Source organism: Pseudomonas brenneri, assembly GCF_007858285.1.
Lineage (GTDB): Bacteria > Pseudomonadota > Gammaproteobacteria > Pseudomonadales > Pseudomonadaceae > Aquipseudomonas > Aquipseudomonas brenneri.
In genome coordinates this window covers 601,171-625,543 of the sequence record NZ_VFIL01000001.1, presented here as the reverse complement: position 1 = coordinate 625,543, position 24,373 = coordinate 601,171, and the positions used below count along the sequence as shown (strand labels likewise).

General features: G+C 63.2%; 22 protein-coding genes. 5 read left to right on the top strand and 17 right to left on the bottom strand.

Annotated elements, in window-relative coordinates:
• Positions 1 to 40: 40 nt before the first annotated feature.
• The 3 genes from FJD34_RS02690 to FJD34_RS02680 all read left to right on the top strand — a co-directional run bounded on the left by FJD34_RS02690 (position 41) and on the right by FJD34_RS02680 (position 2,978).
• Positions 41 to 1,141, top strand: coding sequence for a sugar diacid recognition domain-containing protein (locus FJD34_RS02690; RefSeq protein ID WP_032860574.1), 1,101 nt, complete (start codon positions 41 to 43; stop codon positions 1,139 to 1,141).
• 115 nt (positions 1,142 to 1,256) lie between these two features.
• Entirely contained in the window at positions 1,257 to 2,405 is a 1,149-nt protein-coding gene (locus tag FJD34_RS02685) for a glycerate kinase (RefSeq protein ID WP_090291031.1), read from the top strand.
• 60 nt (positions 2,406 to 2,465) lie between these two features.
• The gene (locus FJD34_RS02680) at positions 2,466 to 2,978 is read left to right on the top strand and encodes a GNAT family N-acetyltransferase (RefSeq protein ID WP_032860570.1); all 513 of its coding nucleotides are present in this window, start codon (positions 2,466 to 2,468) and stop codon (positions 2,976 to 2,978) included.
• On the opposite strand, the gene FJD34_RS02675 is transcribed toward FJD34_RS02680, so the two are convergent.
• On the bottom strand, positions 2,966 to 3,667 hold the full coding sequence (locus FJD34_RS02675) for an aspartate/glutamate racemase family protein (protein WP_090291032.1): 702 nt from the start codon (positions 3,665 to 3,667) through the stop codon (positions 2,966 to 2,968). The genes FJD34_RS02680 and FJD34_RS02675 overlap by 13 nt on opposite strands.
• Before the next feature lie 119 nt (positions 3,668 to 3,786).
• Here FJD34_RS02675 and FJD34_RS02670 point away from each other — a divergent pair, with 119 nt between their 5' ends.
• Entirely contained in the window at positions 3,787 to 4,281 is a 495-nt protein-coding gene (locus tag FJD34_RS02670) for a hypothetical protein (RefSeq protein WP_032860567.1), read from the top strand.
• Positions 4,282 to 4,350: 69 nt separating this feature from the next.
• On the opposite strand, the gene FJD34_RS02665 is transcribed toward FJD34_RS02670, so the two are convergent.
• From FJD34_RS02665 to FJD34_RS02655, 3 genes are all read right to left on the bottom strand, one after another.
• Complete coding sequence (locus tag FJD34_RS02665) at positions 4,351 to 4,572, bottom strand: CcoQ/FixQ family Cbb3-type cytochrome c oxidase assembly chaperone (RefSeq protein ID WP_090291033.1); 222 nt, start codon at positions 4,570 to 4,572, stop codon at positions 4,351 to 4,353.
• Positions 4,572 to 5,999, bottom strand: a complete 1,428-nt coding sequence (gene ccoN / locus FJD34_RS02660; RefSeq protein WP_032860564.1) for a cytochrome-c oxidase, cbb3-type subunit I — start codon at positions 5,997 to 5,999, stop codon at positions 4,572 to 4,574. Before ccoN ends, FJD34_RS02665 begins: the two co-directional genes overlap by 1 nt.
• A gap of 273 nt (positions 6,000 to 6,272) precedes the next feature.
• Complete coding sequence (locus tag FJD34_RS02655) at positions 6,273 to 8,576, bottom strand: tetratricopeptide repeat protein (protein WP_090291034.1); 2,304 nt, start codon at positions 8,574 to 8,576, stop codon at positions 6,273 to 6,275.
• A gap of 193 nt (positions 8,577 to 8,769) precedes the next feature.
• Here FJD34_RS02655 and FJD34_RS02650 point away from each other — a divergent pair, with 193 nt between their 5' ends.
• The gene (locus tag FJD34_RS02650) at positions 8,770 to 9,441 is read left to right on the top strand and encodes a DUF3313 domain-containing protein (RefSeq protein ID WP_032860562.1); all 672 of its coding nucleotides are present in this window, start codon (positions 8,770 to 8,772) and stop codon (positions 9,439 to 9,441) included.
• Between the two features lie 41 nt (positions 9,442 to 9,482).
• Here FJD34_RS02650 and FJD34_RS02645 read toward each other — a convergent pair whose 3' ends face one another.
• The 13 genes from FJD34_RS02645 to FJD34_RS02585 all read right to left on the bottom strand — a co-directional run bounded on the left by FJD34_RS02645 (position 9,483) and on the right by FJD34_RS02585 (position 24,359).
• Positions 9,483 to 11,969, bottom strand: coding sequence for a fused MFS/spermidine synthase (locus FJD34_RS02645; protein ID WP_090291035.1), 2,487 nt, complete (start codon positions 11,967 to 11,969; stop codon positions 9,483 to 9,485).
• A gap of 154 nt (positions 11,970 to 12,123) precedes the next feature.
• Positions 12,124 to 13,710, bottom strand: a complete 1,587-nt coding sequence (locus FJD34_RS02640) for an arylsulfatase (RefSeq protein WP_032860559.1) — start codon at positions 13,708 to 13,710, stop codon at positions 12,124 to 12,126.
• A gap of 76 nt (positions 13,711 to 13,786) precedes the next feature.
• On the bottom strand, positions 13,787 to 14,788 hold the full coding sequence (locus FJD34_RS02635; protein WP_090291036.1) for an HAD family hydrolase: 1,002 nt from the start codon (positions 14,786 to 14,788) through the stop codon (positions 13,787 to 13,789).
• Positions 14,785 to 15,840 carry a BatD family protein gene (locus tag FJD34_RS02630; protein ID WP_090291037.1) on the bottom strand — a complete coding sequence of 352 codons (1,056 nt, stop codon included), beginning with the start codon at positions 15,838 to 15,840 and terminating at the stop codon, positions 14,785 to 14,787. The genes FJD34_RS02635 and FJD34_RS02630 overlap by 4 nt, the downstream gene beginning before the upstream one ends.
• On the bottom strand, positions 15,833 to 17,344 hold the full coding sequence (locus FJD34_RS02625; protein ID WP_090291038.1) for a VWA domain-containing protein: 1,512 nt from the start codon (positions 17,342 to 17,344) through the stop codon (positions 15,833 to 15,835). The genes FJD34_RS02630 and FJD34_RS02625 overlap by 8 nt, the downstream gene beginning before the upstream one ends.
• Complete coding sequence (locus tag FJD34_RS02620) at positions 17,325 to 18,326, bottom strand: vWA domain-containing protein (protein ID WP_090291039.1); 1,002 nt, start codon at positions 18,324 to 18,326, stop codon at positions 17,325 to 17,327. The genes FJD34_RS02625 and FJD34_RS02620 overlap by 20 nt, the downstream gene beginning before the upstream one ends.
• Positions 18,313 to 18,783, bottom strand: a complete 471-nt coding sequence (locus tag FJD34_RS02615; protein ID WP_090291040.1) for a DUF4381 domain-containing protein — start codon at positions 18,781 to 18,783, stop codon at positions 18,313 to 18,315. Before FJD34_RS02615 ends, FJD34_RS02620 begins: the two co-directional genes overlap by 14 nt.
• On the bottom strand, positions 18,780 to 19,703 hold the full coding sequence (locus FJD34_RS02610; RefSeq protein WP_032860551.1) for a DUF58 domain-containing protein: 924 nt from the start codon (positions 19,701 to 19,703) through the stop codon (positions 18,780 to 18,782). The genes FJD34_RS02615 and FJD34_RS02610 overlap by 4 nt, the downstream gene beginning before the upstream one ends.
• Positions 19,700 to 20,674, bottom strand: coding sequence for an AAA family ATPase (locus tag FJD34_RS02605; RefSeq protein ID WP_032860550.1), 975 nt, complete (start codon positions 20,672 to 20,674; stop codon positions 19,700 to 19,702). Before FJD34_RS02605 ends, FJD34_RS02610 begins: the two co-directional genes overlap by 4 nt.
• 24 nt (positions 20,675 to 20,698) lie before the next feature.
• Positions 20,699 to 21,250, bottom strand: coding sequence for a hypothetical protein (locus tag FJD34_RS02600; protein ID WP_032860549.1), 552 nt, complete (start codon positions 21,248 to 21,250; stop codon positions 20,699 to 20,701).
• A complete protein-coding gene (locus FJD34_RS02595; RefSeq protein WP_032860548.1) occupies positions 21,247 to 21,987 on the bottom strand; it encodes a DUF2092 domain-containing protein in 741 nt (246 codons plus the stop codon). Before FJD34_RS02595 ends, FJD34_RS02600 begins: the two co-directional genes overlap by 4 nt.
• A 20-nt stretch (positions 21,988 to 22,007) precedes the next feature.
• A complete protein-coding gene (locus FJD34_RS02590; protein ID WP_032860547.1) occupies positions 22,008 to 22,913 on the bottom strand; it encodes a transporter in 906 nt (301 codons plus the stop codon).
• A 45-nt stretch (positions 22,914 to 22,958) separates the two neighbouring features.
• Positions 22,959 to 24,359, bottom strand: coding sequence for a DUF1254 domain-containing protein (locus tag FJD34_RS02585; protein WP_090291041.1), 1,401 nt, complete (start codon positions 24,357 to 24,359; stop codon positions 22,959 to 22,961).
• Between the last annotated feature and the right edge of the window lie 14 nt (positions 24,360 to 24,373).

Here is a 24,373-nt window from a genome sequence, read left to right as displayed (position 1 = left end):
AACAATTGCGTAACGCAGCGCTTTCAAGGAATTTAGCCCCATGTTCGAACTCGATCATGACCTGGCGCAGGATATCGTCAATCGCACGATGGCCATTTTGCCCTATAACGTCAACGTCATGGACAGCCAGGGCCTGATCCTTGGCAGCGGCGAACCGGAGCGGATCAATACCCGCCATGAAGGTGCGCAATTGGTGCTGGCCAACGGTCGCGTGGTGGAAATCGACAGCCAGACCGCCAAGCACCTCAAGGGCGTGGCGCCGGGGATCAACCTGCCGTTGCTGCATGACCAGCGCCTGATCGGCGTGCTGGGCATCAGTGGCGAACCGCAGCTGCTGCGCACCTATGCCGAGCTGGTGCGCATGACCGCGGAGATGCTGGTCAGCCAGCGCCACCAGCAGGCGGAGCAGCAATGGCGGCGCCAGCGCTGTGATGATCTGCTGGCGTTGCTGCTGGCCGACAGCGGCGAATCGCCGCGCCTGGTGGATGAGGCTCAGCAACTGGGGCTCAAGCCGCAGTTGCCGCGCACTCCTTACCTGTTTGAATTGGGCCCGGGGCAGACCGCCGAAGCGCTGGCAGCCTGGCTGGCATCGCGTTACCCGGACAGCTGGTGCGTCAGCTCCGCGCAGTTTTCGTTGCTGTGGTGCCGCCCGGCGTCGGTGCCGATGGACAACCCGCGCCTGTTGGAAAAACTCGATGCCTGCGGCTGGAACGTCCTGCGGGTGGCTGTGGGGGGGCAGGCCGATGGCTTGACGGGCTTGCGCCGCTGTTATCGTCGCGTGGCGGACTTACTCGCCTATGGCCGCGACGTGCTGCCCCAGTCACGCCTGCTGACCCTCAATCGCTACCGGTTGCCGGTAATGCTCTGGCGCCATCGCAACGACGACGCCCTCGACGAACTGCTCAACCCGTTGCGCAAGGTCCTGGCCAAGGACAGCAATGGCCAGTTGCAGGCCACGCTGCGCAGTTGGTGCGAGCACGACGGGCAAAGCCAGGCCTGCGCCGATGCCTTGGGCATCCACCGCAACAGCCTGCGCTACCGCATGGAGCGCATCGCCGAATTGAGCGGTGTCGACCCGTTGACCCTCGATGGCATGCTCGCGCTGTACCTGGGGGTGCAACTGCTGCCCCCAACCCCGTAGGCGCCGGTGCTTTTGTGGAAATGAACAACAAACCCCAGCCACGCTTGTGCATCGGACAGGCGTCATTGCCGGTGCCAACTGGCAGCATGGGCGTCATAAAAACCGGAGAAAGCCCATGAAAGTCATCATCGCCCCCGACTCGTTCAAGGACAGCCTGAGTGCCGAAGGCGTGGCCCAGGCCATTGCCAAAGGGTTGGCTCAGGTCTGGCCCGATGCCGAACTGATCAAGTGCCCGATGGCGGACGGTGGTGAAGGCACGGTGGACTCGGTACTCGCGGCCTGCCATGGCCAATTGCGCAGTTGCACCGTGCAAGGCCCGTTGGGCGGCACCGTTGAGGCTCGCTGGGGCTGGTTGGCCGAGAGTGCCACGGCGATTATCGAAATGGCCGAAGCCAGTGGCTTGCAACTGGTCCAGCCGGGGCAACGCGATGCCTGTGCCAGTAGCACCTTCGGTACTGGTGAACTGATCCGCGCCGCCCTGGACGCGGGTGCCCAGCGGATCATCCTGGCGATTGGCGGCAGCGCCACCAATGACGGCGGCGCCGGCGCCATGCAGGCCCTTGGCGTGCAACTGCTCGACGCCCAAGGTGCAACGCTGGCGCGCGGCGGCCTGGCCCTGGCGCAGTTGGCCCGCATCAATCTTGAACTAATGGACCCGCGTCTGGCCCAGGTGCGCTTCGAGATCGCCGCCGACGTCAACAACCCCCTGTGCGGCCCCCATGGCGCCTCGGCGATTTTCGGCCCGCAAAAAGGCGCCAATCCACAACAAGTCGCGCAACTGGACCAGGCCCTGGGCCACTTCGCCGACCACTGCGCCGAGGTCTTGCCCCGGGACGTGCGCGACGAGCCGGGCAGCGGCGCGGCAGGCGGCCTGGGTTTTGCCGCCAAAGCCTTCCTCGGCGCGCAGTTTCGCGCGGGTGTGGACGTGGTCGCCGAACTGGTGGGCCTGGAAGATGCGGTACGCGGCGCCGACCTGGTAATCACCGGCGAAGGCCGTTTCGATGCCCAGACCCTGCGCGGCAAAACCCCGTTTGGCGTGGCACGGGTAGCCAAGCAGCACGGTGTTCCCGTCATCGTGATCGCCGGCACCTTGGGCGAGGGCTATGAGCAGATGTACGCCCATGGCGTCGACGCCGCGTTCGCCTTGCCTGGCGGGCCGATGAGCCTGGAGCAGGCCTGCAGCGAAGCGCCGAGGTTGTTGCGTGAGCGGGCGGCGGATATTGCACGGGTGTGGCGGCTGGGCGCGCAACGCAGTCGGGGATGACAGCGCGTGATATCGCTGCCTACACTGATCGGCCACTTGTCTTTCAAAGGATGAAACACAATGCCTGCACCTGACTCCAAGATCGTGATCCAGCGCTTTGCCGAAACCCATCTCGAAGGCATGCATGCGCTCTACAACGAGCCGGCCGTGTGCCGTCAGGTGCTGCAGATGCCGTTCCAATCACTGGAGGTCTGGCGCAAACGCCTGGCGGATACCAATGAGCGACTGCTCAGGCTGGTGGCGGTGCAGGCCGGTGAGGTGATTGGCAATTGCACCCTGGAGCAGTATTCGCGCAGTCGCCAAAGCCATGTCGGCGGTATCGGCATGGGGGTGGCGGTGGCCTGGCAGGGCCAGGGCGTGGGCACCCAGTTGCTGGGTGCGGCGCTGGAGGTGGCCGACAACTGGATGAACCTGCGCCGGGTGGAACTGACGGTGTATGTCGACAACGAGCCGGCCCAGGCGCTGTACCGCAAGTTCGGTTTCGAGACCGAAGGCCGGTTGCGCGATTACGCCGTGCGTGACGGCGTATTTGTCGATGCCCTGAGCATGGCTCGCCTGCGTCAGACCGCCTGATCCCCCAGGGCAAACGCCACCGCAGCCTGCGCATGCAGCTCGGTGGTGTCGAGCAAGGGCAGACCGCTGTGCTCGGGCTTGATCAACAGGCCAATCTCGGTACACCCCAGGATAATCGCCTGGGCGCCACGGGCCGCGAGGTTCGCGATGGCCTGTTGGTAAACCAGGCGTGACGCCTCGCTGATCACCCCGACGCACAACTCTTCATAGATGATCCGGTGCACGGCGCGGCGCTCGTCGGCGTCAGGCACCAGTACGTTCAAGCCCTGGGCCGCCAGGCGCGCCTTGAGAAAATCCTGTTCCATGGTGAACGCTGTGCCCAGCAGGCCGACGGTCAGGGTATTGGCCTTGACTGCCGCCGCGCCCGCCGCATCGGCAATGTGCAGGAACGGTACCGACACGGCGGCTTCGATCTGCGGTGCCACCAAATGCATGGTGTTGGTACACAGCACAATGCAGTCGGCGCCACCGGCTTGCAGACGGCGTGCGGCGTCTTGCAGGATCTGCGCCGCGTCATCCCAGCGCCCGGCGTGCTGGGCCTGTTCCACCGGGCCGAAGTCGACGCTGTAGAGCAGGATTTGTGCCGAGCGCAGCGGCCCCAACCGGTCGCGAACCTGCTGGTTGATGATCCGGTAATACTCGGCGCTGGACTCCCAGCTCATGCCGCCGATTAGGCCGATGGTACGCATGCCAAGCTCCTCAAGCTGTTGGGCGAAAGGCACACCTTACCCAACACGGGTGCGTTAGTCATACGCGGCGGTGCGGCATCTGCCATGATCGTTGTTTGCAGTCCCCGAGGAACACCGCAATGGACGATGTACAGCAACTGGGCGAGATGCTTCGTCATTACGCCGACAGCGAAGCGCACAAGCGTCAGCAGTTCGAGGTGCAGTCAGCCCACTGGACCCAGAAAATCACCGAGCTGTATGGCCAGATCGAGCAATGGCTGGCGCCGGTCAAGAGTGACGGCTTGCTGGAGGTGCAGCGTGAGGCCTATGTGGCGTCCGGGCCGAGCGTGCCGGTGGAGACTTCGACCTTCAAGACCGAAAAGTTGACCATTCATATTGCCGGAAAACCGGTGGAGTTCGTGCCGGATGTGATGGGGGCGGGTGGCTTGATTTCGTTGTCGGTGATGGGGCTGACCGCTGCGCGCTACGGCAGTATTTCTCTGGTATTGCTGCCGGGGTCCAATGATTGGCTGTGGAAGAAAACCAATGGCCTGAAAGACCCGGACACCTTTGCCTTTGATGCCAACTTCCTGGCCTTGCAGTTGCAGAGCCTGATCCCTCGCGAGCGCGGCTGATTCCGGGTATCACCGCAAATCAAATGTGGGAGCGAGCAAGCCCGCTCCCACACAAAGCTCAACAGGCCTTCAGACCTCTACGTTGCCCCAACCGGGCTTGGCCTCCTCAGGCGCCACTGCCTTGACCTGCTTGCCCGTCGCCAACTCGACCCGCCGTGCCACTTGCGGGTCGTCGGCAAACGGAATCAAACTGGCCTCGTCCAAGGCTTCCCCGGACGGGTCCCGCAGGCAATATTCCACAGCGCCATACAGGCAGATCACCGTCGCCAGGTTAAAGATAACCTCCCACATCAGGCGATCTGCGCATCACTGTGCGCCACCTTCAAGTCCGCGACCCGCACCGTACGCCAGGTGTTGTAGGCCATCAGCAACATACCGCCGAGGAAGAACACGCCGCCGGCAAACCGCACTACAAACCCCGGGTGGCTGGCCTGCAAGGCTTCGACGAAGGAGTAGGTGAGGGTGCCGTCGTCGTTGACTGCCCGCCACATCAGGCCCTGGGTGATGCCGTTGACCCACATCGAGGCGATGTACAGCACCGTGCCGATGGTTGCCAGCCAGAAGTGCAGGTTGATCAGCGGCACGCTGTACATCTGCTCGCGGCCGAAGACTTTGGGGATCATGTGGTACAGCGAGCCAAAGGTGATCATCGCTACCCAGCCCAGGGCGCCTGCGTGGACGTGGCCGATGGTCCAGTCGGTGTAGTGGGACAGGGCGTTGACCGTCTTGATCGCCATCATCGGACCTTCAAAGGTCGACATGCCATAGAACGCCAGCGACAACACCAAAAACCGCAGGATCGGGTCGGTGCGCAATTTATGCCAGGCGCCCGAGAGGGTCATCATGCCGTTGATCATCCCGCCCCAACTGGGCGCCAGCAGGATCAGCGACATGGCCATGCCCAACGATTGGGCCCAGTCCGGCAGCGCGGTGTAGTGCAGGTGGTGGGGGCCGGCCCAGATATACAGGGTGATCAACGCCCAGAAATGCACGATGGACAGGCGATAGGAATACACCGGCCGCCCGACCTGCTTGGGCACAAAGTAATACATCATTCCCAGGAACCCGGTGGTCAGGAAAAACCCTACCGCGTTATGCCCGTACCACCACTGCACCATGGCGTCGGTGGCCCCGGAATACACCGGATAGGACTTGAACCAGTCCACCGGGATCGACAGGTGGTTGACCACGTGCAGCATGGCGATCACCACGATAAACGCGCCGAAGAACCAATTGCCGACGTAGATGTGCTGGGTCTTGCGCTGCACCACGGTGGTGAAGAACACGATGGCGTAGGCCACCCACACCACGGTCATCCACACCGCGCCGGAGAACTCGATCTCGGCGTATTCCTTGGTGGTGGTGTAGCCCAGGGGCAGGGTGACCAGCATGATCACAATCACCGACTGCCAACCCCAGAAGGTGAAAGCGGCGAGCCAATCGGAGTACAGGCGCACCTGGCAGGTACGTTGTACCGCGTAGTAGCTGGCGGCAAATTGCGCGCTGCCGGCAAAGCCGAAAATCACCAGGCTGGTGTGCAGCGGCCGCAACCGGCCAAAGGTGGTCCAGGGCAAGTCCAGGTTCATGTCCGGCCACACCAGTTGCGAGGCGATCCACACCCCCATGGCCATGCCGATGACGCCCCACACCACGGTGGCAATGACGAATTGACGGACAACCTTATAGTTATAGGCCTGCCCGGTTGATGCTGTGCTCATGGTCAGTCTTCCACGGTTTCAAGTCCCGGGCACTGTAGGAAATCCATGGAAAACAAAACAGACTCAGAAAAACTACATTAATACGGATCAGAATTTAGGCCATAAAACATCAGTTATTCCTCGGCTGATATGGTTTTATGGTTTTTATCTTGGTCTGTAGCGTTTTAAAACGACAAACTGCCAAAAGCGGAATCGCTCATCATCGGCTATGGCGCTTAGATCAACCGGCGTTCGGTTGTATCTCACTGCCCCCCCCTTGAAGATCAGGCCTAGTTATTTCAAGGCCGGGTCTTGTGGATTCAACTGCTTCCACGATTGCATCACCATCTGCGCTTTCGGTTCCTGGCCGTTCTCCAGGTAGTACTGGATCAACGACAACCGCGCATTACGGTTATACGGTTGGCGCTTGAGCAGGTCTTCCAACTGCTGGCAGGCCTTGTCGACCTGGCCACCGTCGTGCAACGCCACCGCCAGCACAAAGCTGTACTGCCCGTTGCCCGGTTCCAGGCGGGCCGCCTCACGCAAATGCGCCAGCGCTGGTGCCGTATTGCCCTGGCGAATCAGCATCAGCCCCTGGGTGTGTTGCAGCAACGCGGCTTCGGGATGCTGCTTGAGGTTATCGGCCACCAGGCGCCGGGCTTCTTCGCCACGGCCATTGGCCTCCAGCCACTGCGCGAGGGTCACCAGTGCCGGGTAGAAGTCCGGGTCGCGCAGCAGTGCGGTGCGCAGTTGGGCTTCGACCTGACCAGCGCGGCCGCTGGCCTGGTACAGCATGGCCAGGTTGAGGTTGGCTTCGGCGCGTTCCTGCAGGCTCAGTTGCACGTTTTCATACTCTCCGATGGCCTGCTCCCAGGCCGGGCCCAGGCCTTGCGCCGCGACACTGAGCAGATCCCGCGCGGCGAGGATGCGCACCGCACGCACCGGGTCCTTCAGCAGGGGGGCATACAGCGTGATGCGCTCGGCGGGTGGCACAAAGGCGCTGACCGCCCGTAGCGCACTCTCGCGCACCTGTGGGGCAGGGTTGCCCAGGTCCTTGGTCGCCAGTTTCAGCGCCTGTTCGCTCGGGTAGTTGACCAATTCGGCCAGCAGCGTGGCGCGTTGGATTGCCGGCAGATTATTGCGCGCCAACTGCTCATACAGCGCTTGTGCAGCGCCCGGCTGGCCGCCGCGAATCAACGCCAGGCTTTCGTCGTAGCGCGGGGCCTGGAGTGTCTGGCTGTGGTCCCACAGTTTGAATTGCGCGGTGATCTTGTCGCCGGCCTTGCCCTGGTGGCAGGCCAGGCAGGCGTCCGGGGTACCGAGCCTGGCGGCGCGCTCGGGGTTGGGAATGCTGAAACTGTGGTCATGACGAAAGTCATTGCCCATGTAGACCTTGCCGGGCATATGGCAATCGACGCAAAACGACCCGGGCTGCCCGGCGACATGGCGCGTGTGCTCCGGTGCTTCGTAGTTCTTGGCCTGCAAACCCCGGCCATCTACCGAGGCAACAGCGGTCTTGCCCGCGGTGTTGTGGCATTGCAGGCACACGCCATTGCCGGGGGCTTTCAGTTGGTTGCTATGGGGGTTGTGGCAGTCGGTGCAACGTACGCCTTTGTCGGCCATCTTGCTTTGGGCGAAGGAGCCGTGCTCAAACACCTCGTCCTTGATCTTGCCGTCCAGGGCATACAGTTCGCGGGTGAGGGCGCTGGGCAGGTAGTCGTCCATCAGGCGTTTGCCTACGGTATAGCCGTCACCCAATGGTGCACGACGGGCGTGGCAGCGGGCGCAGGTTTCGAGTTCGACAGTGGCGTCCTTGTCCTTCAAGTCCACGGCAAAACCGGCATGCAGCAGGTCGCCTTTTTTTGCCGCCCATTGCACATGGTTGGACGCTGGGCCATGGCAGGCCTGGCAGCCGACGCCGAGGCTGTTCCATTGGCTGTCGAAGGTGTTGCCGGCCGCATCGAAGTTGCGTTTATAGCCGGTGGTGTGGCATTCCACGCACATGAAATTGGCGTTCTGGCTCGATTTGCTCCAGTGCAGCGGGTTCTTGAAGTTCACGCCTTGGCCGGGATAGAGGTGGAACCAGCGGTTTTTTTCGGTATCCCAGGCCACGCCCAGGGCCTGCAAACGTCCATCGCCGACGTCGATCAGGTATTGCTGCAAGGGCGCGATGCCGAAGGTGTAGGCGACCTTGAAGTCCAAGGCCTTGCCGTCGCCGCCAGGGGTGTTGACCCAGAACTCATCGCCCCGGCGAAAGAACCGGGTGGTCTCGCCTTCGCCCTGGAACGCTGCATTATTGAAGTCAGCCGGCACTGTTGCAGGCGTTGCCAGCTGCATCGCCAGTTGATGGTGCGACCCACGCCAGTCCTTGGCCTGGGGTTGATGGCAACCCTGGCACTGTTGCTCGTCGACCATTTGCGCAGGTGGCAGCGCCGCCGGTTTGGCCACCACTGCCACAGGTGCAGGCACCGGTAACGGCAGCCTGGGCGTACTGGCCTGGAGGAACAGCCAGATCCCGGCCATCGCCAGCAGCACAACGGCAATCAACAGTGGGTAGAGATAGCGACGGGGTGAATCACGGTGGGTAACCTTGGGCATACGACTTCCGATGTCCGATGCGTTGACGCTCTACGGCGTGCTTTAGCTGTGTGCAGCTTTGACGCAGGTTGGATGCCTGTCAAATCGATGCGGTGAAATAAGCCGCACATGCGCGCAACCGGCAGGTTATTTCCCAAGAGTTGGCTATACCTGTAACTTCACATTTCGACGATAAACACCAAGGAGTCGCACCATGAAGCTAGGGCTAATGATCAGCACACTGTGTATTGCCTCACTCGGGGTTGCCGGGTGCGCGAGTAAAGTCCCCCAGCCGGACGAATACTCGGGCTTTCTCTCGGACTACAGTCATTTACGCGAAGCCAAGTCGCCGTCGGGCGCAGAGGTGATGCGCTGGGTCGATCCCAAGCTGAATCTGAACCGCTACACCTCGGTGTACATCGAGCCGACCCAGTTCTTCCCCAAGCCCCAGGCCACCGCGCAGATTCCCGAAGACACTTTGCGCAGCATCAACGAGTACTACAACCAGGCGCTCAAGCGTGAGCTGGTCAAGTCACTGCCACTGGCCAATGCACCGGGCCCTGGGGTGATTGTGGTGCGGGCGGCCATTACTGCTGTCAGTCGCAAGACTGAAGGCCTCAAGCCCTACGAATTCATTCCGGTCGCCCTGGTGGCAGCAGCGGTCAGCACTGGCACAGGGATTCGCGACCAGGAAACCACCCTGGGTACCGAGGCGCAGTTTCTCGATGGTGACAGCGGCCGCGTGATTGCCCAAGTCGTGCGTAAAGGCACGGGCAAGCCTTTGGACAACGATACCCAGGTCATGAAAGCAGCCGACGTGAAGGCTGTGATGGATGGCTGGGCGGCGGACCTGCATCAGTCGTACGTCAAGCTCAAAACCCAATAACCCGCCCTCACGGTAGGAGCTGGCAAGCCAGCTCCTACACGTCAATCGCCGACAAACCAGCGGTAATACGGGTTGGCGCCATCTTCCTGCAACACTTGCCGGATATCCCGCCCCCACGCCGCGCGATCACCCTCGTAGGCATGCAGGCTGGCGCGGTAGAACTGCATCAGGCGTTGCTGCTCTGCGTCCAGGGTCCGCGAGAATGCCGGGTCGGCATTGCGCAGCGGTGCGCTTACCCGCAAGTCCAGTAATGCCGGCAATACCCGCTTGATCTCCTGGCTGCGCACCCATGGTGCGTATTCGATGCGTGGTTGATCATCGGTGACCGCCAGGGCCTGCCCGGCAAAACGCTCCAGCCCATTGCGATCGGTGACCCAGGTGGCCAGCAAGGTCGCTGCCGAGTCAATGCCGACCTCGGCCAGGGCACTGCGTACCGGGGCTTGTTCGAAGCGCTGGCGGATGCGCGCGGCGTCCAGCTCGATGGGCTCCATGGAACCCACCAGCAGCATTTCGTGGAATTCGCTGGTCCACAGGCTGGCGTAGGGAAACACATCGAGAAAGCTGCGCACCAATGACTGCGAATCTTCGATGTTCTGTGTTGGCAGTGGCAGCCATTGGGCCAGCAGGCCGTGTTTCTCCAGGCGGCGCGCGGCCAATTGATAGAAGTCGCGCGAATACAGGTTGACCACGCCGGCGGCGGAGGGCGGTGGCGGCTCCAGGGTGATCAAGTCGTAGGCCTGGGGGCTGCGCAGCAGTTCCTGGCGACCGTCGCGCAAGCGCACTTGCACGCCGGGATCGCTGGCGGCGTTGTAGTTGCCCTTGAACAGGGGCGCCGCTTGCACCACCGCAGGCAGCAACTCGGCGACCACCCGTTGTTCCAGCCCCGGATAACGCAACAGTGCGCCCGCGGTGATACCGGTGCCAAAGCCGATCACCAGGGCCGAGCGGGGTTCACCGTTATGGATCAGCAGCGGCAACAGGGCCTGGATGCGCATATAACGCAGGGATGGCATGGCGTCGCCGGTGTTGGAAACGCCCTGGATATACAGGCGTTGAAAGGCCCGTGCACCTTTGCCCTGGGTGACCACGGCGACCGTGGCACCGCGTCCTTCCTGGTAAAACTTGAGGCTGGCATTGCGTGCGCCGGGCAGCAGGTTGGCCAGGCGGTCCACCGGGGTCAGCAGGGCCACGGCCAGCGACAACAGGCCCAGAGCCACCACCGCCTGGCGCCGACCCCTTTTCACCCCATGGCCACGCCGTGCCGCGATGTAACCTACCGCGCCGGCAATCACTGCCAGCAGGCCCAGGGTGCGCACCAGACCCAGCCAAGGAATCAGCACAAAACCGCAGAGCATGACGCCGACAATCCCGCCCAGGGTGTTGAACGCCACTACCGCGCCCACATCCCGGCCCACATGCGCGCTGCCCACACTCAGGCGCAACGCCAGGGGAAACGCCGCGCCCAGCAACAGGGTGGGCACAAACACAATGCACAGGGCGGCCATCGCAAAACGCGCGCTCATGCCCGCCAACTCAAGGCCGCCCAGGTTCAGCACCATTGCCTCGGCCTGGGTTTGCAACAGCACCAGCCAACGGCCCAGCAGGGCGATTTCCAGCAGGGCCACCAGCCCGGCCCCGGCGATCAACAGGCCGAACACGCCCCAGGGATCGCGCAGGCGTTCGACCCGGCGCGCCATGAGTTGGCTGCCGATAAACAACCCGGCCAGGTAGGTGGCCAACACCACCGCAAAGGCGTAGGTGCGGGTGCTCATGAACTGCACGATCGATTGCGACCAGACCACTTCGTAACCCAGGGCCACGCCACCGGCGATGGCATACAGTACCAGTGCCAGGCGCGCCGGCTGCGTCTTGGACGGGACGCTGGCCGCCGTCGCGCGATGACGCACATACAACAAGGCGCCGACGGCGGCCAGCAGGTTGAGCAGGGCGGCCACCAGGGCACTGCCGCGCACGCCAAAGGTGGCGATCAGCACAAAGGCGGTGAGCAAGGTGCCGACGATCGCCCCGGCGGTGTTCGCGGCATACAGTCGGCCACCGGCCTGGCCCAGGTCCTTGGCATCGACGTTGAGGGCGCGTACCAGTACCGGCAGGGTGCCGCCCATCAACAAGGCGGGCAAACCGACTAGGACGAAGGGCAGGATCCAGGCGAACAGGCCGATGCGTTGCTCCAGCCAGGCAAACGGGCTGGCGGCCATGCCCAGAGCCAACGTGGCGCTGACCCCCAGCACGGCGACAAAAATTTCCAGTGCCGCGTACAGCACCAGCGGCCGGGCGAGACGGTCGGCCCAGCGGCCAAACAGCAGGCTGCCCAGGGCCAGCCCGGCAAAGAACGCACTGATCCCAGTGGTAATGGCATAGACCTCGACCCCGACCACCAGCGACAACTGCTTGATCCATAGCACCTGATACACCAGGGCGGCGGCGCCGGAGGTGAACAGCAGCAGGGCGGGGATCAGCAGGGTGGAGGTGATTTGAGTTTGAACCATGGCAGCGGAGCGTGAAGACATTGAGTGGAGCCCCCTGTAGGAGCGAGCTTGCTCGCGAAAAACGCCAACGATTACGCGCACATTCTGGATAAACGCGGCGCGCTTGCATTTTTCGCGAGCAAGCTCGCGCCTACATAAAAATGCCGCTCACCCTGGGTGAGCGGCGTTCAGCCCTTTATTGTGCAGGCTGTGCTTTAGCCTTCTCGGCAATCTTCGCATCCACCGCTGCACGAATCTGGTCGATGCTGAAGCTCGCCGGTTTCTGGCTCGGTGGGTATTCGACAAAGGTTTGGAGGAACTTCGCCGATTTGGTCACCGCTACCGCAACCAGGTAGACGTTTTTCGTGCTCCAGTCGTAATACTGATCAGAGACGATGTCTGCCCGCTCAAACGGGTCCATGCGCAAGTTGAAGATCTTCGGTACCCGCAGGCACACGAACGGCTCGCTCCACACCTTGAACCCACCGGGCGCGCGCTGTTCGCAGTACACGGCTTTCCAGTTGCCAAAGCGCGCCGAAACCAGCACCCCGTCATCGTTGAAGTAGTAGAACTCGTCGCGTGCGCCCTTGGGTTGCTGGCCTGTCAGGTACGGCAGTTGGTTGAAACCATCCAGGTGCACCTTGAAATTGCCACCGCCTGCGGTGGGCGCCCAGCCTTTGAGCAGCTTGTCCTTGACCTCGGTATCACCCGCGGCCGCGAGCAGGGTCGGGAACCAGTCCATGCCCGAGAACATCTCGTTGGAGACCTCGGCCGGCTTGATCTTGCCCGGCCAGCGAATCATCGCCGGCACGCGATAGGCACCTTCCCAGTTGGAGTTCTTCTCGTTGCGAAACGGCGTGGTCGCCGCATCCGGCCAGGAGAACTGATTCGGCCCGTTATCAGTGGTGTAGACCACGATGGTGTTGTCGGCGATTTTCAGGTCGTCGAGGGTTTGCAGGAGTTTACCGACGTCGCCGTCATGCTCCAGCATGCCATCGGCATACTCGTTGCCGGGCATGCCGCTCTGGCCTTTCATCGACTCACGCACATGGGTGAACAAGTGCATGCGGGTGGTGTTCATCCACACAAAGAACGGCTTGTCGGCCTCGGCCTGCTTCTTGATGAACGCCTGGGCGGCAGCGGTGGTTTCGTCGTCGATGGTCTCCATGCGCTTGGTGGTCAAGGCACCGGTGTCCTCGATCTTGCCGTCGGCAAAACTGTGGATTACCCCACGCGGCGAGTTGGCCTTGACGAAGTCAGGGTCGTCCTTGGGCCAATAGGGCCGCTCGGGTTCCTCTTCAGCATTGAGGTGGTAGAGGTTGCCGAAAAACTCGTCGAAACCGTGGTTGGTCGGCAGGTATTCGTCTTTGTCACCCAAGTGGTTCTTGCCGAACTGGCCGGTGGCATAGCCCAGTGACTTGAGGGCCTGGGCGATGGTGATATCGCGCTTTTGCAGGCCCACCGATGCGCCCGGTGCGCCGACCTTCGACAAGCCCGTGCGCAACGGCGTCTGGCCCGTGATAAAGGATGAACGCCCGGCGGTACAGCTGTTCTCCGCGTAGTAATCGGTGAACATCATGCCTTCTTTGGCGATGCGGTCGATGTTCGGGGTCTTGTAGCCCACCACGCCCATGGAATAGGCGCTGATATTGGTTTGCCCGATGTCATCGCCGAATATCACCAGGATATTCGGCTTTTCGGCGGCCAAGGCGGTTGCCCCGGCCCCCATCACTGAAGCCGCCACCAGGGCCAGCTTCGGTAGCCACTTGCGTATGCGAGTCATAAGACCTGCTCCTATATCGGCTTGAGCCGCAGTACCTGCGACCAACGTTTATTACAGTCCATCGCGACGTCTTTTCTTATTGCACCTGCTGTTGCACCACCGGCTCGAAGGGGTAGATACGGCGCCATTCGGCGGCCATATCCACCACGGTCCAACCTTGGGTGTTTGCCTCATCCAGCGCCTTGTCCAGGCGCCCGACGGAAGATTTGCGGTCATAGGCCCACTCGCGCGTGGCGTCGGTGTGGTGCACCAGCCCCATCAAGCGTTTGCCTTTGCCAGCGGCCGTCCACTGCAGCATCTGCAGGTCGCCGTCGGAGTTGCCGAAGGCCAGGATCGGGCGCCGGCCGATGATCGCGTCGATGCTTTCCGGCTTGCCCGGGCCATCGTCGTTGTGGGCCAGCTTGGCAGTGCGCAGGATGTGCGGGGTGCCGTCGGTGATCTGGAACTGGGTCACGAAGGTGCTGCCGATCACCTGTTCCGGCGGCACGCCGTAGACCACTTCGGCAAAGGCGCGCATGAATGCGGTGTCGCCGCCGGAGACGATGTAGGTCTTGAATTGCTGGCTGCGCAGGTAGTCGAGCATTTCCAGCATCGGCTGGTAGATCATCTCGGTGTAGGGTTTGCCGGTTTTCGGGTGGCGGGCCTGGGTCAACCAGGTCTTGGCATTGGCGATAAAGGTCTCGGTGCTGATCCCGGTATGGGTCGCGCCGATGATTTTCAGCAGGCCGTCCATGCCGCTCTGGGCCAGGGCCTGATGGTCGTTTTCCAGCACTGCCTTGAAGGGCTGGGTGGTGCGCCAGTCCGGATGCTGGGGCGCCAGGCGTTTGATTTCATCGAATGCGAACAGCACCTGGAAATACGCCGGTTGCTCGGTCCACAGAGTGCCGTCGTTATCGAACACGGCGATGCGCTCGGCCGGTTTGACATAGTCCGTCGAGCCCTCGGCGGTCACCGCCTGGACGAACTCGATGATGTGCTGTTTGCTCGGGCCCTCATTCCAGGAAGGCAGTGGGTCGGCGCCCAGCACCGGGAAGCTCAGGAGCAGCAGCAAGGGCAGGGTGCGGCGCAGAGACGTCATGGGAAATCCTTTTCGCGACGAGGGTTCAGTGGTTGCAAGCGTAGTTGACGGCAGGTCCAGCGCAATGTTGTCCAGGCCCGTCGCCACAGAGGAGGAACCCGTGGCCACAGCACGCGGAGCAGGTAGCCGGCGAGCGCCAGCAGCACCAGCGCCGCGCTCCAGGCCAGGGCATGGCGCGACAGTTGCCAGCGGCTGTGCTGGCCGAGGTCCTTGAGGTCTTGGGCGATGGAAAAGGTCGGGGCGTAGGTGCTACCGGCCAGGGCTTCGACGTTGATGGCCGGCAATTGCGCCACTTGCAGGCGATGGTTGCGGCTGTCCCACCATTTCACGCGGATCGCGGGTAGTTGGTAATGACCCGCCTGTTCGATCCGGTACACCCAGCGATCCACGCGCTGCCCGCCAGTGAGTGTGCCGCGCCCGTTATCCAGGTTGCTGATCATGGGCGCCTGTGGGTAGGCACGCAGGCCTTGAATCGTAACCTGGGGTGGCGCGGCCAAGGACAGTGCCGGGGTGTTGTCGGCTTGCAGGGTGACGGTGCGGGTCAGGCTGTCGCCGACGTGCAAAGGGCTCGCCGAGGTGCTGAGCTGTTGTGCCAGGCGCACGTCGGCGGCCACCAGCAGGTGTTCGCCGGGGGCGAAACCGGGCGGTCGCGAGGCCTTGAAGGCCAGTGGTGTGCTGTGGGCGATCAACGGGGCGCTGGCCTGGCCCGGCTGGGCACTGATGGTCAGGGAGGGCACGTTGAAGTCTTGGGCCACATTGGGGGTGATCCGGTAGCGGTAGCGCATGCCAAAGAAGGTCTGGCCGTCGATCACCTGGGTCAGGTGCTCGGACTCGCCGCCCGGTGCATCCACCCGCGCCCCCGGTAATTGCAAGGCTGGCAGGCTGGCGGCGGCAGTGAACCAGGTGTCGGTGAGCACATCGACCTGCAACTGCACTTGCTCGCCCACCACCACCTGCGGGCCGGGCAGCAGTTGCACCTGCACTTTGAGTTGCGGCTCGCCCGCCCAGAGCGGGGCGCAGAACAGCAGGCCGAGCAGGGCATACCTATTCATGGCCCGCACCTTGATCTTGCAGGCTGAATTTACGTCGCAGGAAATTGGCCGGCGAAGTGCTCAGGTTCTGCAGCCACAAGGCATCACTGCTGGCCTGTTCGGTCTGCACCGTCTTGGTCTGGCCCTTGCCGGGCGTCTTGTCGAACTTGAGGGCGTCGGGCTTGACCTCGGGGGTGTTGTCGGCTGCGCTTTCGGTGTCTTTTTTCAAGGCTATGGCCAATGCCAGGTTGGCGCTGGCCTGGGGAAAGTCCGGCTGGTGTTGTAAGGCTTGCTGATAGGCGCTGATGGCCTGGTCGAACTTGAAGCGGCGCACGTAGATATTGCCCTGGTAGAACGCTGCCTGCGCGGTGTCGAGTTGGGCGAAGGTGGCCAGGGCCAGGTCATAGTCGGCGGCGTTGTAGGCGGCGATGCCTTTCCAGTAGGGGTCGACAAACAGTTGGGCGGCGGCGGGGTAGTGATGGTGCTCAAAGGCCCAGCGCCCCTGTTGATCGGCGGTGAGGAACGCATCGGCCAGGGCATTGGCCTGGGCAGGCTGGGGTGGCAGGAGCAGCCCCAGCAGCAGCACGGCAGCCCAGTTCAGGCTCCAGCCGCGACGAATGCACAGCAGCGCCACCAGCAACAGTGGCCAGCAGAGCCAGTAACCGGCGTCTTTCCATTGCAGGGCGCGCTGTTGCTCATCGGCATCCTGGAAATGCTGCTGGGCGTGCAGCTCCACCCAGTCGAGATCGTCGTCATTGAGGGTCAGGCTGCCCAGTGGTGCGTCGGTGGCAGCAGCCAGTTGTTTCAGGGCCGGGGCGTCAAAGCTGGCGGGATTGCTGCCTACGGCCAGGATCAATACTTGCAGCGGGCTGTCGGCCAATAACGCCTTGAGGCGCGACAGTTGCGTGACGTCGGCACCGTCACTTATCAGCAGCAGGGTACCGGGGGCTTGCTCTGCCGCCAGCAGGCGCTTGGCCTGCGCGATAACCCCGGCCACGTCCTTGCCCGGCCGGGTGAGCAAGTCGCTGCTCAAGGCCTGGATAAAGCTGTCCAGTAATGCCGGGTCATCGGTGGGCGGCAATACCAGGTGCGCACTGCCGGCGTAGACGATCAGCGCGGTGCGTGCGCCGCTGCGGCGCGCAATCAGGTCGTGCAATGTGTGCTTGGCCGCTTCGAGGCGGGTGGGTGGCACGTCGATAGTGTCCATGGACGGCGACAGGTCGAGGGCAATGATCAACGGCGCACGGTTTTCCAGGAAGTCCGGGCGGTCCTGTTCCCAGGTCGGCCCGGCAGCGGCGAGGGCGCCGAGCACCAACAGCGCACTGGCCAGATGTACGGGCCGCAGGCGGTGGGGGTCGCTGGGCATCAACAGCAGATGTGGTAACAGATGGGGCGCAATATTGCCGCGCAGACGGTGTTGCAGATCGCGGCTGCGCCGCCACAGCATCGGCAACAGCACGCCGATCAGCGCCAGCAACAGCCAGGCCGGGCGCAGCAAGTGCAAGTCACTGAGGTTGAACGCCATCAGCGGCCTCCCGTCTTGGGCGGTGCGGCCATGCGGCGGCAATCAGGTGATACAGCGCAAACAGGCTCAGGGCCGCGGTCAGCGGCAGCCAGAACAGATCGCGCTTGGGCTGGTGGCTGAGGGTTTTCACTTGATGGGGGGTGAGTTGGTCCAGGGTGGCGTAGACCTGGTCCAGGGTGTCGCGGTTTTCGGCACGCAAATAACGTCCGCCCGTGGTTTCGGCAATCTGCTGCAAGGCACTGAGGTTGACCTTGGCTTCGCCCGACGCACTCGGGTCGCCAATGCCGATGGTATGGATCACCACGCCTTTGGCTGCCGCCATGCTGGCCGCGTGTTCCGGGGTGATGGCGCTGCTGGTGTCGTTGCCGTCGGTGAGCAGGATCAGCACTTTTTCCTGTTCGTGGGCCGCGTCCAGCAGTTTCAGGCTCAAGCCGATGGCATCGCCAATTGCGGTGTTGGGCCCGGCCATGCCGATGCCGCTGTCATCGAGCAACAGCGCCAGGCTGGCATGGTCCAGGGTCAATGGCGCCTGGGGATAGGCGCCGCTGCCAAACAGGATCAGGCCCAGGCGATCATCCTTGCGGCGCTGGATAAACCCCTGCACCACTTGCTTGACCGCCGTCAGACGGTCGATTTTCTGGCCACTGGCGTCGGTGAAATCCTCGGTCTGCATGGACTGGGATATGTCGATGGCGAGCATCAGGTCGCGCACCGGCTGTTGGCGTTCGATGGGTTTTTCGACCCAGACCGGGCGGGCGATGGCCAGCACCAGCAGGCTCCACACCAACAGGTTGAGCATCAGTTGCGCGCGATTGCCTTGGCTGCCACTGGCCGCAGGTTTTTGCCCCACTGCACGGCTCATACCCGTAAAAAACGGTACACGTACGGCGCTGCGCGCCTCGCGGTAGTCGGGCAGGTAACGCCAGGCCAGCCAGGGCAATGGCAGCAGGAGCAACAGCCAGGGGTAATCAAGCTGCCACATGATGAGCCTCCACCCAGGTTCGGCATTGGGCCAGCAGGCGTGTGCGTTGTTCCGGCGACAGCGCGTCAGCCGGGGCGTAAGCCAACTCGGCCAGTTGCCGGCTGAGGTCTGCCGGCACATCCGCGCCGCCATGGCGTTGCAGGAAGGCTTGCCACTGGGCGCCACTCAGGGTCGGCACGCGTTGCTGTTCCTCGGGTGCCAGGGGCATCGACAGGGCCACGCGCTTGAGCAGCGTTGGCAGCTCGCGTAGATCGTCCAGGGCATCCAGTCGCGCCAGGGCTTCACGGCGATAGGCATTGCGTCGCCATTTCAACCAGGCCCGTGCTGCCCACGCCAACAGGCCCAGGACCAGCAGCCCCAGCAGGACCCACCAGCCCCAGGTCTGCGGCCAATAGCTGACGGGCGCGGGCAAGCCCAGCTCTTGCAGCTGTTCGATGCTCGGCACCTGGCTGTTCAACGACGCCTGCCCAGTTCGTCACGCAACTGATCGGCGGCGGGCAGCGCGGTGCTGAACATCAGCAACGGCACCTGGCTGCGGCGTAACAGGCTGGCGACAGCCTTCAAGCGCCCGCCCAGAAAATCCCCCAAGGGTTGGCGCACCTGCTGTTTCTGCACCGCCAGCTCCACTTGCAGCTGGCCCTGGGTCACGCGCAGTTGGCCGGTCCTGGGCACGTTGAGGGCCAGTGGATCGTAGACTTGCAGGGCGATCACATCATTGTGGGCCGACAGTTGCCGCAACAGCTGCAGGGTGCGCGGCCCGGCGCCGGCAAAGTCGCTGACGATGCAGATCAAATGGTCATGCCCGGCCAGGGCCAGGCACTGCTGCAAGACCTTGTCCAGTTGCCCGTCGCCTTCATGGTCGGGATTGCTGGCGTTGAGCGCCTGGTTATGCTGCACGATGCGGCTGCACAGGGCTTCGACCCGCTTGCGGCTGCGCAGCGGGGCCACGGCGTCGATGCGCTCATCGTTGAACACCACGCCGCCAACCCGGTCGCCCGCGCCGAATACCATCCACGCCGCCAGCGCCCCCAACTCGGCGGCGACTGCCGATTTGAAACTGCGCACCGAGCCAAAGAACATCGACATGCGTTGGTCGACCACGATCAAGGCCGGGCGGTCGCGTTCCTCGGTAAAGGACCGCACCACCGGCTTGCCGGTGCGCAGGGACGCCCGCCAGTCGAGGTGACGCAAATCGTCGCCGGGTTGATAGCGCCGCAGCTCGTCGAAGTTCAGGCCGCGCCCGCGCAGCCTGGAGGCATGGTTGCCCGCCAGGAGGCTGCCCCGGGGTTGGCGCGCAATGAAACTCAAGCCCCGTGCCTGGAACTGCAGGGCCATCAACTGCCCGAGGGACACGTAGACCTGGCCGTCGGCGTTCATGCCGGGAGCGCCACTTTGGCCAGGAGCCGGTCCAGCACCTGATCGGCGTTGACGCCATCGGCCACGGCGTCGTAGCTCAATTGCAGGCGGTGACGCAGCACCGGGTGGACCACGGCTTGCACGTTGGCTGGCGTCACGAATGCCTGCCCCTGTAGCCAGGCGTCGGCCCGCGCGCAGCGGTCCAGGCCGATGCCTCCCCGGGGGCTGGCGCCGAGGCTGATCCAGCGCGCCAGGTCCGCGTCGTAGTCGCCGGGGTGGCGGGTGGCATTGATCAGGTCGATCAGGTAGCGGTCGATGGCAGGTGAGACCTGTACCGCGCTGACTTCCTTGCGGGCGGCGAAGATCACCTCCTGCGCCAGAGTGAAACCCTGGGTGACGGAGCTGTCGACGGCCTGTTCTTCCGCACGCAGCAGGCGCAACACCTGGCTTTCATCATCGGCACTGGGGTAGTCGAGGAGGATTTTCATCACGAACCGGTCCATCTGCGCTTCCGGCAACGGGTAGGTGCCTTCCTGCTCGATGGGGTTCTGGGTCGCGACCACGATAAACAACTCGGGCAGTGCATGACTGGCGCCCGCCACGGTGATTTGCCGCTCTTCCATGGCTTCGAGCAGGGCGGCCTGGACCTTGGCCGGGGCGCGGTTGATTTCATCGGCAAGGATCAGGTTGCCGAACAGCGGGCCGGGCTGGAAGCGGATCTGGTTCTGCCCATCCACCTGGTGCAGGACCTCGGCCCCGGTGATGTCCGAGGGCAGCAGATCGGGGGTGAACTGGATCCGGCTCATTTTTGCGTCCAGGTGCCTGGCCAGGGCCTTGACCGTGCGGGTCTTGGCCAGCCCCGGAAGGCTTTCCAGCAGCAGGTGACCGTTGGCCAGCAGGCCCAGGAGGATCTGCCGGATAACCTGGTCTTGGCCCAGCACGCTTTCGGCGATGTTGGCTTGCAGGGCGTTTAGATCGTTGAGCGCTGTCATCACAATCGTCCTTGAGGCAAGGGATCACCAGGGTGCGGCGACCACGATGTACTGCACGGAGCTGCCGACGTAATGCGGCTGGTACCAGGTCGGCCCGCAATGCTGGTAGGCCACGCCATTGGCGACAACCGACACGCAGTCCACCGGCACGCTGTTGACCCGTGTACCGATGGCCAGGACCGTGGCGGTGGTGGCGCCAATCACGGCGGCCGTAGCCCAGGGGTGATACCAGTCATCTGGCGGCGGTGGTGGTGGCGGTGGCGGGGGCGGCATCGGATAGGGATGCGGCCCAGGCCCCGGATAAGGCTGCGGGTGTGGCCCCGGCGGTGGCGGAGGATGTGGCTGCGGCCCCGGATAAGGATGTGGTCCCGGTTGTGGGTGCGGTTCGGGATGGGGCGGCAGTGGCCGGGGAGCCGGCATGGGGTGGGGCGGCGGGGGATGGAAGCCGCCACCACCATGGGGCACCACGAATGTCCGTGCGCCACCGCCGCCACGCATCTGCCAGGCCTGGGCGGCCAGCGGGTCGAACAGCGTCAGCAGCAAACTGGCGGTGAGCACCGCTGCCGTGGGCTTCATGGCTGGGCTCCTGCGGGGGCCAGGGGGATTGCCCGGGCGCCGGCCGGTGGGGTGAACTCAAAGTCCCGATCGTTGCTCGGGGCGTCAAGTTGCCAGCGGTAGTCAACGCTGTGGCGTGGCTGTTCGGCGCTGTCGCGGCGGCTGATCACCAGGCGGCACGGCAGTGGCTGCGGGCCCTGGCGAATCCACAGTTGCCAGTCGATATCCGGTTGTCGGTACGCATAGTGATCGCACACTTGGCCGTCGAGGGTTTGCTGATCGATCCACAGGGCATCACTCAGGCCTGCGACCTTGGCGGTATTGGCGTCCCAGCGGAACAGGTCGGCCAGGGGCAGTTCGATGCCGTAGCGCTCGCTCAATTGCGCGAGCAAGCTGGCGATGTCCGTGGGGGCGGCCTGTTCGGTGAAGTAACCGCTGCGGCTGTCGTAAAGGGTAAAGCGCTGGCCGTTGTAGAACAGGCTGCGGCGGTTGCCATCGCGTTCGACCTGCACCCGCAGTTTATCGGGCCGCCTGGCCTGCAGGTGGGTCCGGTGGTTGAACTCGATGACCTGGCCGTTTTCCAGGACCTGGTCGGTGCGGCTGTCGGCGTCGATACGCAACTGCTGCAAACCACGCAGGTAGCTGCCCATCTGCTCCAGGGCAGCCAGGGCCTTGGGCTCCAGTTCAGCGGCCACGGCCCCGCCGCTGACAAGCAGCAAGCCAAGCAATAACCGGTGTATGCGATGAAAACGCAACATGGCTTACCTCACTGGGGCGATTACCACACGTATTGCATGCGCAAGGTCCAGGTGTTCACGTCTGGCGAACCGCGTCGCTCGGCAATCGTGTCGGAATAGGCCAGCAGCCCACCGAACTGCGGTGTTAGCATAAAACCGAGGCTGGCTCCCAACAGGCCGTTTTCCTGCTTGTTGTCCTGCCAGATGCCGTCGATCTTGCTTTCGCCGCCACGGCTGTAGGTGGCATCCAGCGACGCCCAAAGCGCGCGGTTGATGGTGTAGCTGTAGTGGCCCTCGATGGCGTACAGCGGCTTTTGCTCCAGCTTGCTGTTGCCGTGGTACTCGTCGTTGTCGCCAAACAGCGAGACCCAGGTATTGATTTCCAGCCAGGTGGGGCCGAACGGCGTGCCAAAACCCAGCTCCGGCTTGACCACCCAGCGGTTGGCGCCGATGTTGATCACGCGGTCCTTGTCATAGTCGCCAGTCGGTACAGTGAGCCACACGGCGCCAGTGAGGAAGGTTTCGGGTTTCCAGTTGGCAAACTCCGCAGCGGTCAGCGCCGGGCCGCCGAAGATATTGTGCGCGAACACCACCTGGGCATCGCCCATGCCGCCGTTGTGCTTGGTGCCATCGAAGAAGCGCGCGTTGTCGAAGGATGCCGAAACGTCGGCATAGGGCTGGATAAGCTGAATGGCACTGTTGCGCCCGTCGATGCCGAACGAGCGGGCGTAGCGCAACAGATACACATCGGCGTTGAGCGACAAACCATCGATCGGCAACGTGGTGTCGATGGGCGTGTTGGTGTCGACCCGGTTGTAGTAACCGAACAGCATATTCAGGTCCGTGGGGGTGTTCTGCCAATCCCTGGCGTTGTCGGCAAACCCCATCCCCGGCATCAGCGCCAGTGTGGCGGTAGCGAATGCACTCAGTTGACTGCGTGAAACCATGGCTCTACTCCTTGTTTCGGCCTGACGTCAGGGATCGTTGGGTGGTTATTTTATCGGGGTCAGCGGCGGTAGCTTCCACTGGCCGTTACCCACCTCAGGCTTGGGCAGGTAAATGCGCAGGATTGCGTAGAACGGGCCGGGGGGCGCCGGCAGCCAGTTGCTTTGTTCGGCTTTTGGGGGCTCGTGGTGCTGGACCTTGAGGGTCAAGCCCCCATCGGCATCAAGTTTCAGCTCGGGCAACATCCGCGAGTTGATCAGGTAGCGTTTCTTGTGGTTGGCCACCAGCAGCTTGTTTTTGCCGTTGTACAGGGTCAGCGACCAGAACGCGTCGGCGGGCGGCAACTGGTCCTTGGCGAAATGCAGCGTGTAGCTGTGCTTCGCGCCGTTGGCCGGCTTGCCTTCACTGTCGACGAAGTAGCTCATGTAGGCCGCTTCATCGGTGGAGTTGCCAAAAATCCCCATGTCGGCACCGGCGTAGCGGTACAGGTAGTTGTTTTTCAGGTGATCGCGGCTGCCGAACAGATCGCCGCTGGTGATTTGGTGGGTATCGACCTTGTCCTTTTTGAAGGTTGCAAACTCGGCCTTGCCGTCGGCGATGCCGTCTTCCAGGGCCTTGCGCTGTTCGGCGCTGAGTTGCGCGACCTTGAACGGCGCACCAGGGGCGATACCGATCTTGGCAAAGCGCGCCAGCAGGTCTTTTTCACTGTCCTGGGGCGCAGCGAAGGCCAGCATGAAGTTCAGGTAGCGGAACAGTTGCGGGCTGTCGCTCATGTCGGCGACCGGCTTGGGCCATTCGATCTTCGGCACCTTGGCAGGCGCTGCCTGTTTGACGTAGCTGCTCAGGGGCTGGACTTTGTAGCCGCCCTGGATCTGCTTGACCTTGGCCAGGTCCTTGTCATCGAACAACTGGGTGCGATACAGCGCGTAGGCGATATTGCTTTCGCTGTAGACCACACGGTCCACATCCACCGGCTGCTGGCCCTTCCAGTTGGGCCCGGCGACCATGTAGTGCCCGCCATTGTTGCCGGTGCTGCGGGTGCCCAGGTAGGCGAAGTTCTGGGTATAGAGGTCGATCAACTGCACGGAGTAGTAACGGCTGTCCTCGATTTTCGGCAGGGTCAGCACCACCGGTTCACGGCGCAGGTCCAGCCAGACAAAGGAGTAGGGCGTGTCCGAATTGGGGGTGACGAATGCCGTGTCCTTGGGCGTGAAGACCTTGGCGGTGTTGCCGATTTTATTGAACGGTGCCTTGAAGTTGACGCCGCCCTTGTCCACCGCCTGGGTGTAGAGGGTCTTGTACATTTCCACCACCGGGAAGCCATACAGATAGGCTTCCTTGGCAATGGCCCGGGCTTCACTGGGGGTGGCGGTAAAGTCCGCCCAGGCGCCGGTGCTCAGCACTATCGAGAGGCTCGCCAAGAGTAGGCGCGTTGGTTTTCCAATCATGTTGGTGCGTCCTT

Excerpts from the sequence above, each read along its gene's own strand:
- FJD34_RS02640 (WP_032860559.1), bottom strand. The coding sequence starts at position 13,710 with ATGACTCGCATACGCAAGTGGCTACCGAAGCTGGCCCTGGTGGCGGCT.
- FJD34_RS02635 (WP_090291036.1), bottom strand. The coding sequence starts at position 14,788 with ATGACGTCTCTGCGCCGCACCCTGCCCTTGCTGCTGCTCCTGAGCTTC.
- FJD34_RS02690 (WP_032860574.1), top strand. The coding sequence starts at position 41 with ATGTTCGAACTCGATCATGACCTGGCGCAGGATATCGTCAATCGCACG.
- FJD34_RS02655 (WP_090291034.1), bottom strand. The coding sequence starts at position 8,576 with ATGCCCAAGGTTACCCACCGTGATTCACCCCGTCGCTATCTCTACCCA.
- ccoN (WP_032860564.1), bottom strand. The coding sequence starts at position 5,999 with ATGAGCACAGCATCAACCGGGCAGGCCTATAACTATAAGGTTGTCCGT.
- FJD34_RS02610 (WP_032860551.1), bottom strand. The coding sequence starts at position 19,703 with ATGAACGCCGACGGCCAGGTCTACGTGTCCCTCGGGCAGTTGATGGCC.
- FJD34_RS02600 (WP_032860549.1), bottom strand. The coding sequence starts at position 21,250 with ATGAAGCCCACGGCAGCGGTGCTCACCGCCAGTTTGCTGCTGACGCTG.
- FJD34_RS02625 (WP_090291038.1), bottom strand. The coding sequence starts at position 17,344 with ATGGCGTTCAACCTCAGTGACTTGCACTTGCTGCGCCCGGCCTGGCTG.
- FJD34_RS02630 (WP_090291037.1), bottom strand. The coding sequence starts at position 15,840 with ATGAATAGGTATGCCCTGCTCGGCCTGCTGTTCTGCGCCCCGCTCTGG.
- FJD34_RS02585 (WP_090291041.1), bottom strand. The coding sequence starts at position 24,359 with ATGATTGGAAAACCAACGCGCCTACTCTTGGCGAGCCTCTCGATAGTG.
- FJD34_RS02620 (WP_090291039.1), bottom strand. The coding sequence starts at position 18,326 with ATGTGGCAGCTTGATTACCCCTGGCTGTTGCTCCTGCTGCCATTGCCC.
- FJD34_RS02590 (WP_032860547.1), bottom strand. The coding sequence starts at position 22,913 with ATGGTTTCACGCAGTCAACTGAGTGCATTCGCTACCGCCACACTGGCG.
- FJD34_RS02680 (WP_032860570.1), top strand. The coding sequence starts at position 2,466 with ATGCCTGCACCTGACTCCAAGATCGTGATCCAGCGCTTTGCCGAAACC.
- FJD34_RS02605 (WP_032860550.1), bottom strand. The coding sequence starts at position 20,674 with ATGACAGCGCTCAACGATCTAAACGCCCTGCAAGCCAACATCGCCGAA.
- FJD34_RS02675 (WP_090291032.1), bottom strand. The coding sequence starts at position 3,667 with ATGCGTACCATCGGCCTAATCGGCGGCATGAGCTGGGAGTCCAGCGCC.
- FJD34_RS02650 (WP_032860562.1), top strand. The coding sequence starts at position 8,770 with ATGAAGCTAGGGCTAATGATCAGCACACTGTGTATTGCCTCACTCGGG.
- FJD34_RS02595 (WP_032860548.1), bottom strand. The coding sequence starts at position 21,987 with ATGTTGCGTTTTCATCGCATACACCGGTTATTGCTTGGCTTGCTGCTT.
- FJD34_RS02665 (WP_090291033.1), bottom strand. The coding sequence starts at position 4,572 with ATGTGGGAGGTTATCTTTAACCTGGCGACGGTGATCTGCCTGTATGGC.
- FJD34_RS02670 (WP_032860567.1), top strand. The coding sequence starts at position 3,787 with ATGGACGATGTACAGCAACTGGGCGAGATGCTTCGTCATTACGCCGAC.
- FJD34_RS02685 (WP_090291031.1), top strand. The coding sequence starts at position 1,257 with ATGAAAGTCATCATCGCCCCCGACTCGTTCAAGGACAGCCTGAGTGCC.
- FJD34_RS02645 (WP_090291035.1), bottom strand. The coding sequence starts at position 11,969 with ATGTCTTCACGCTCCGCTGCCATGGTTCAAACTCAAATCACCTCCACC.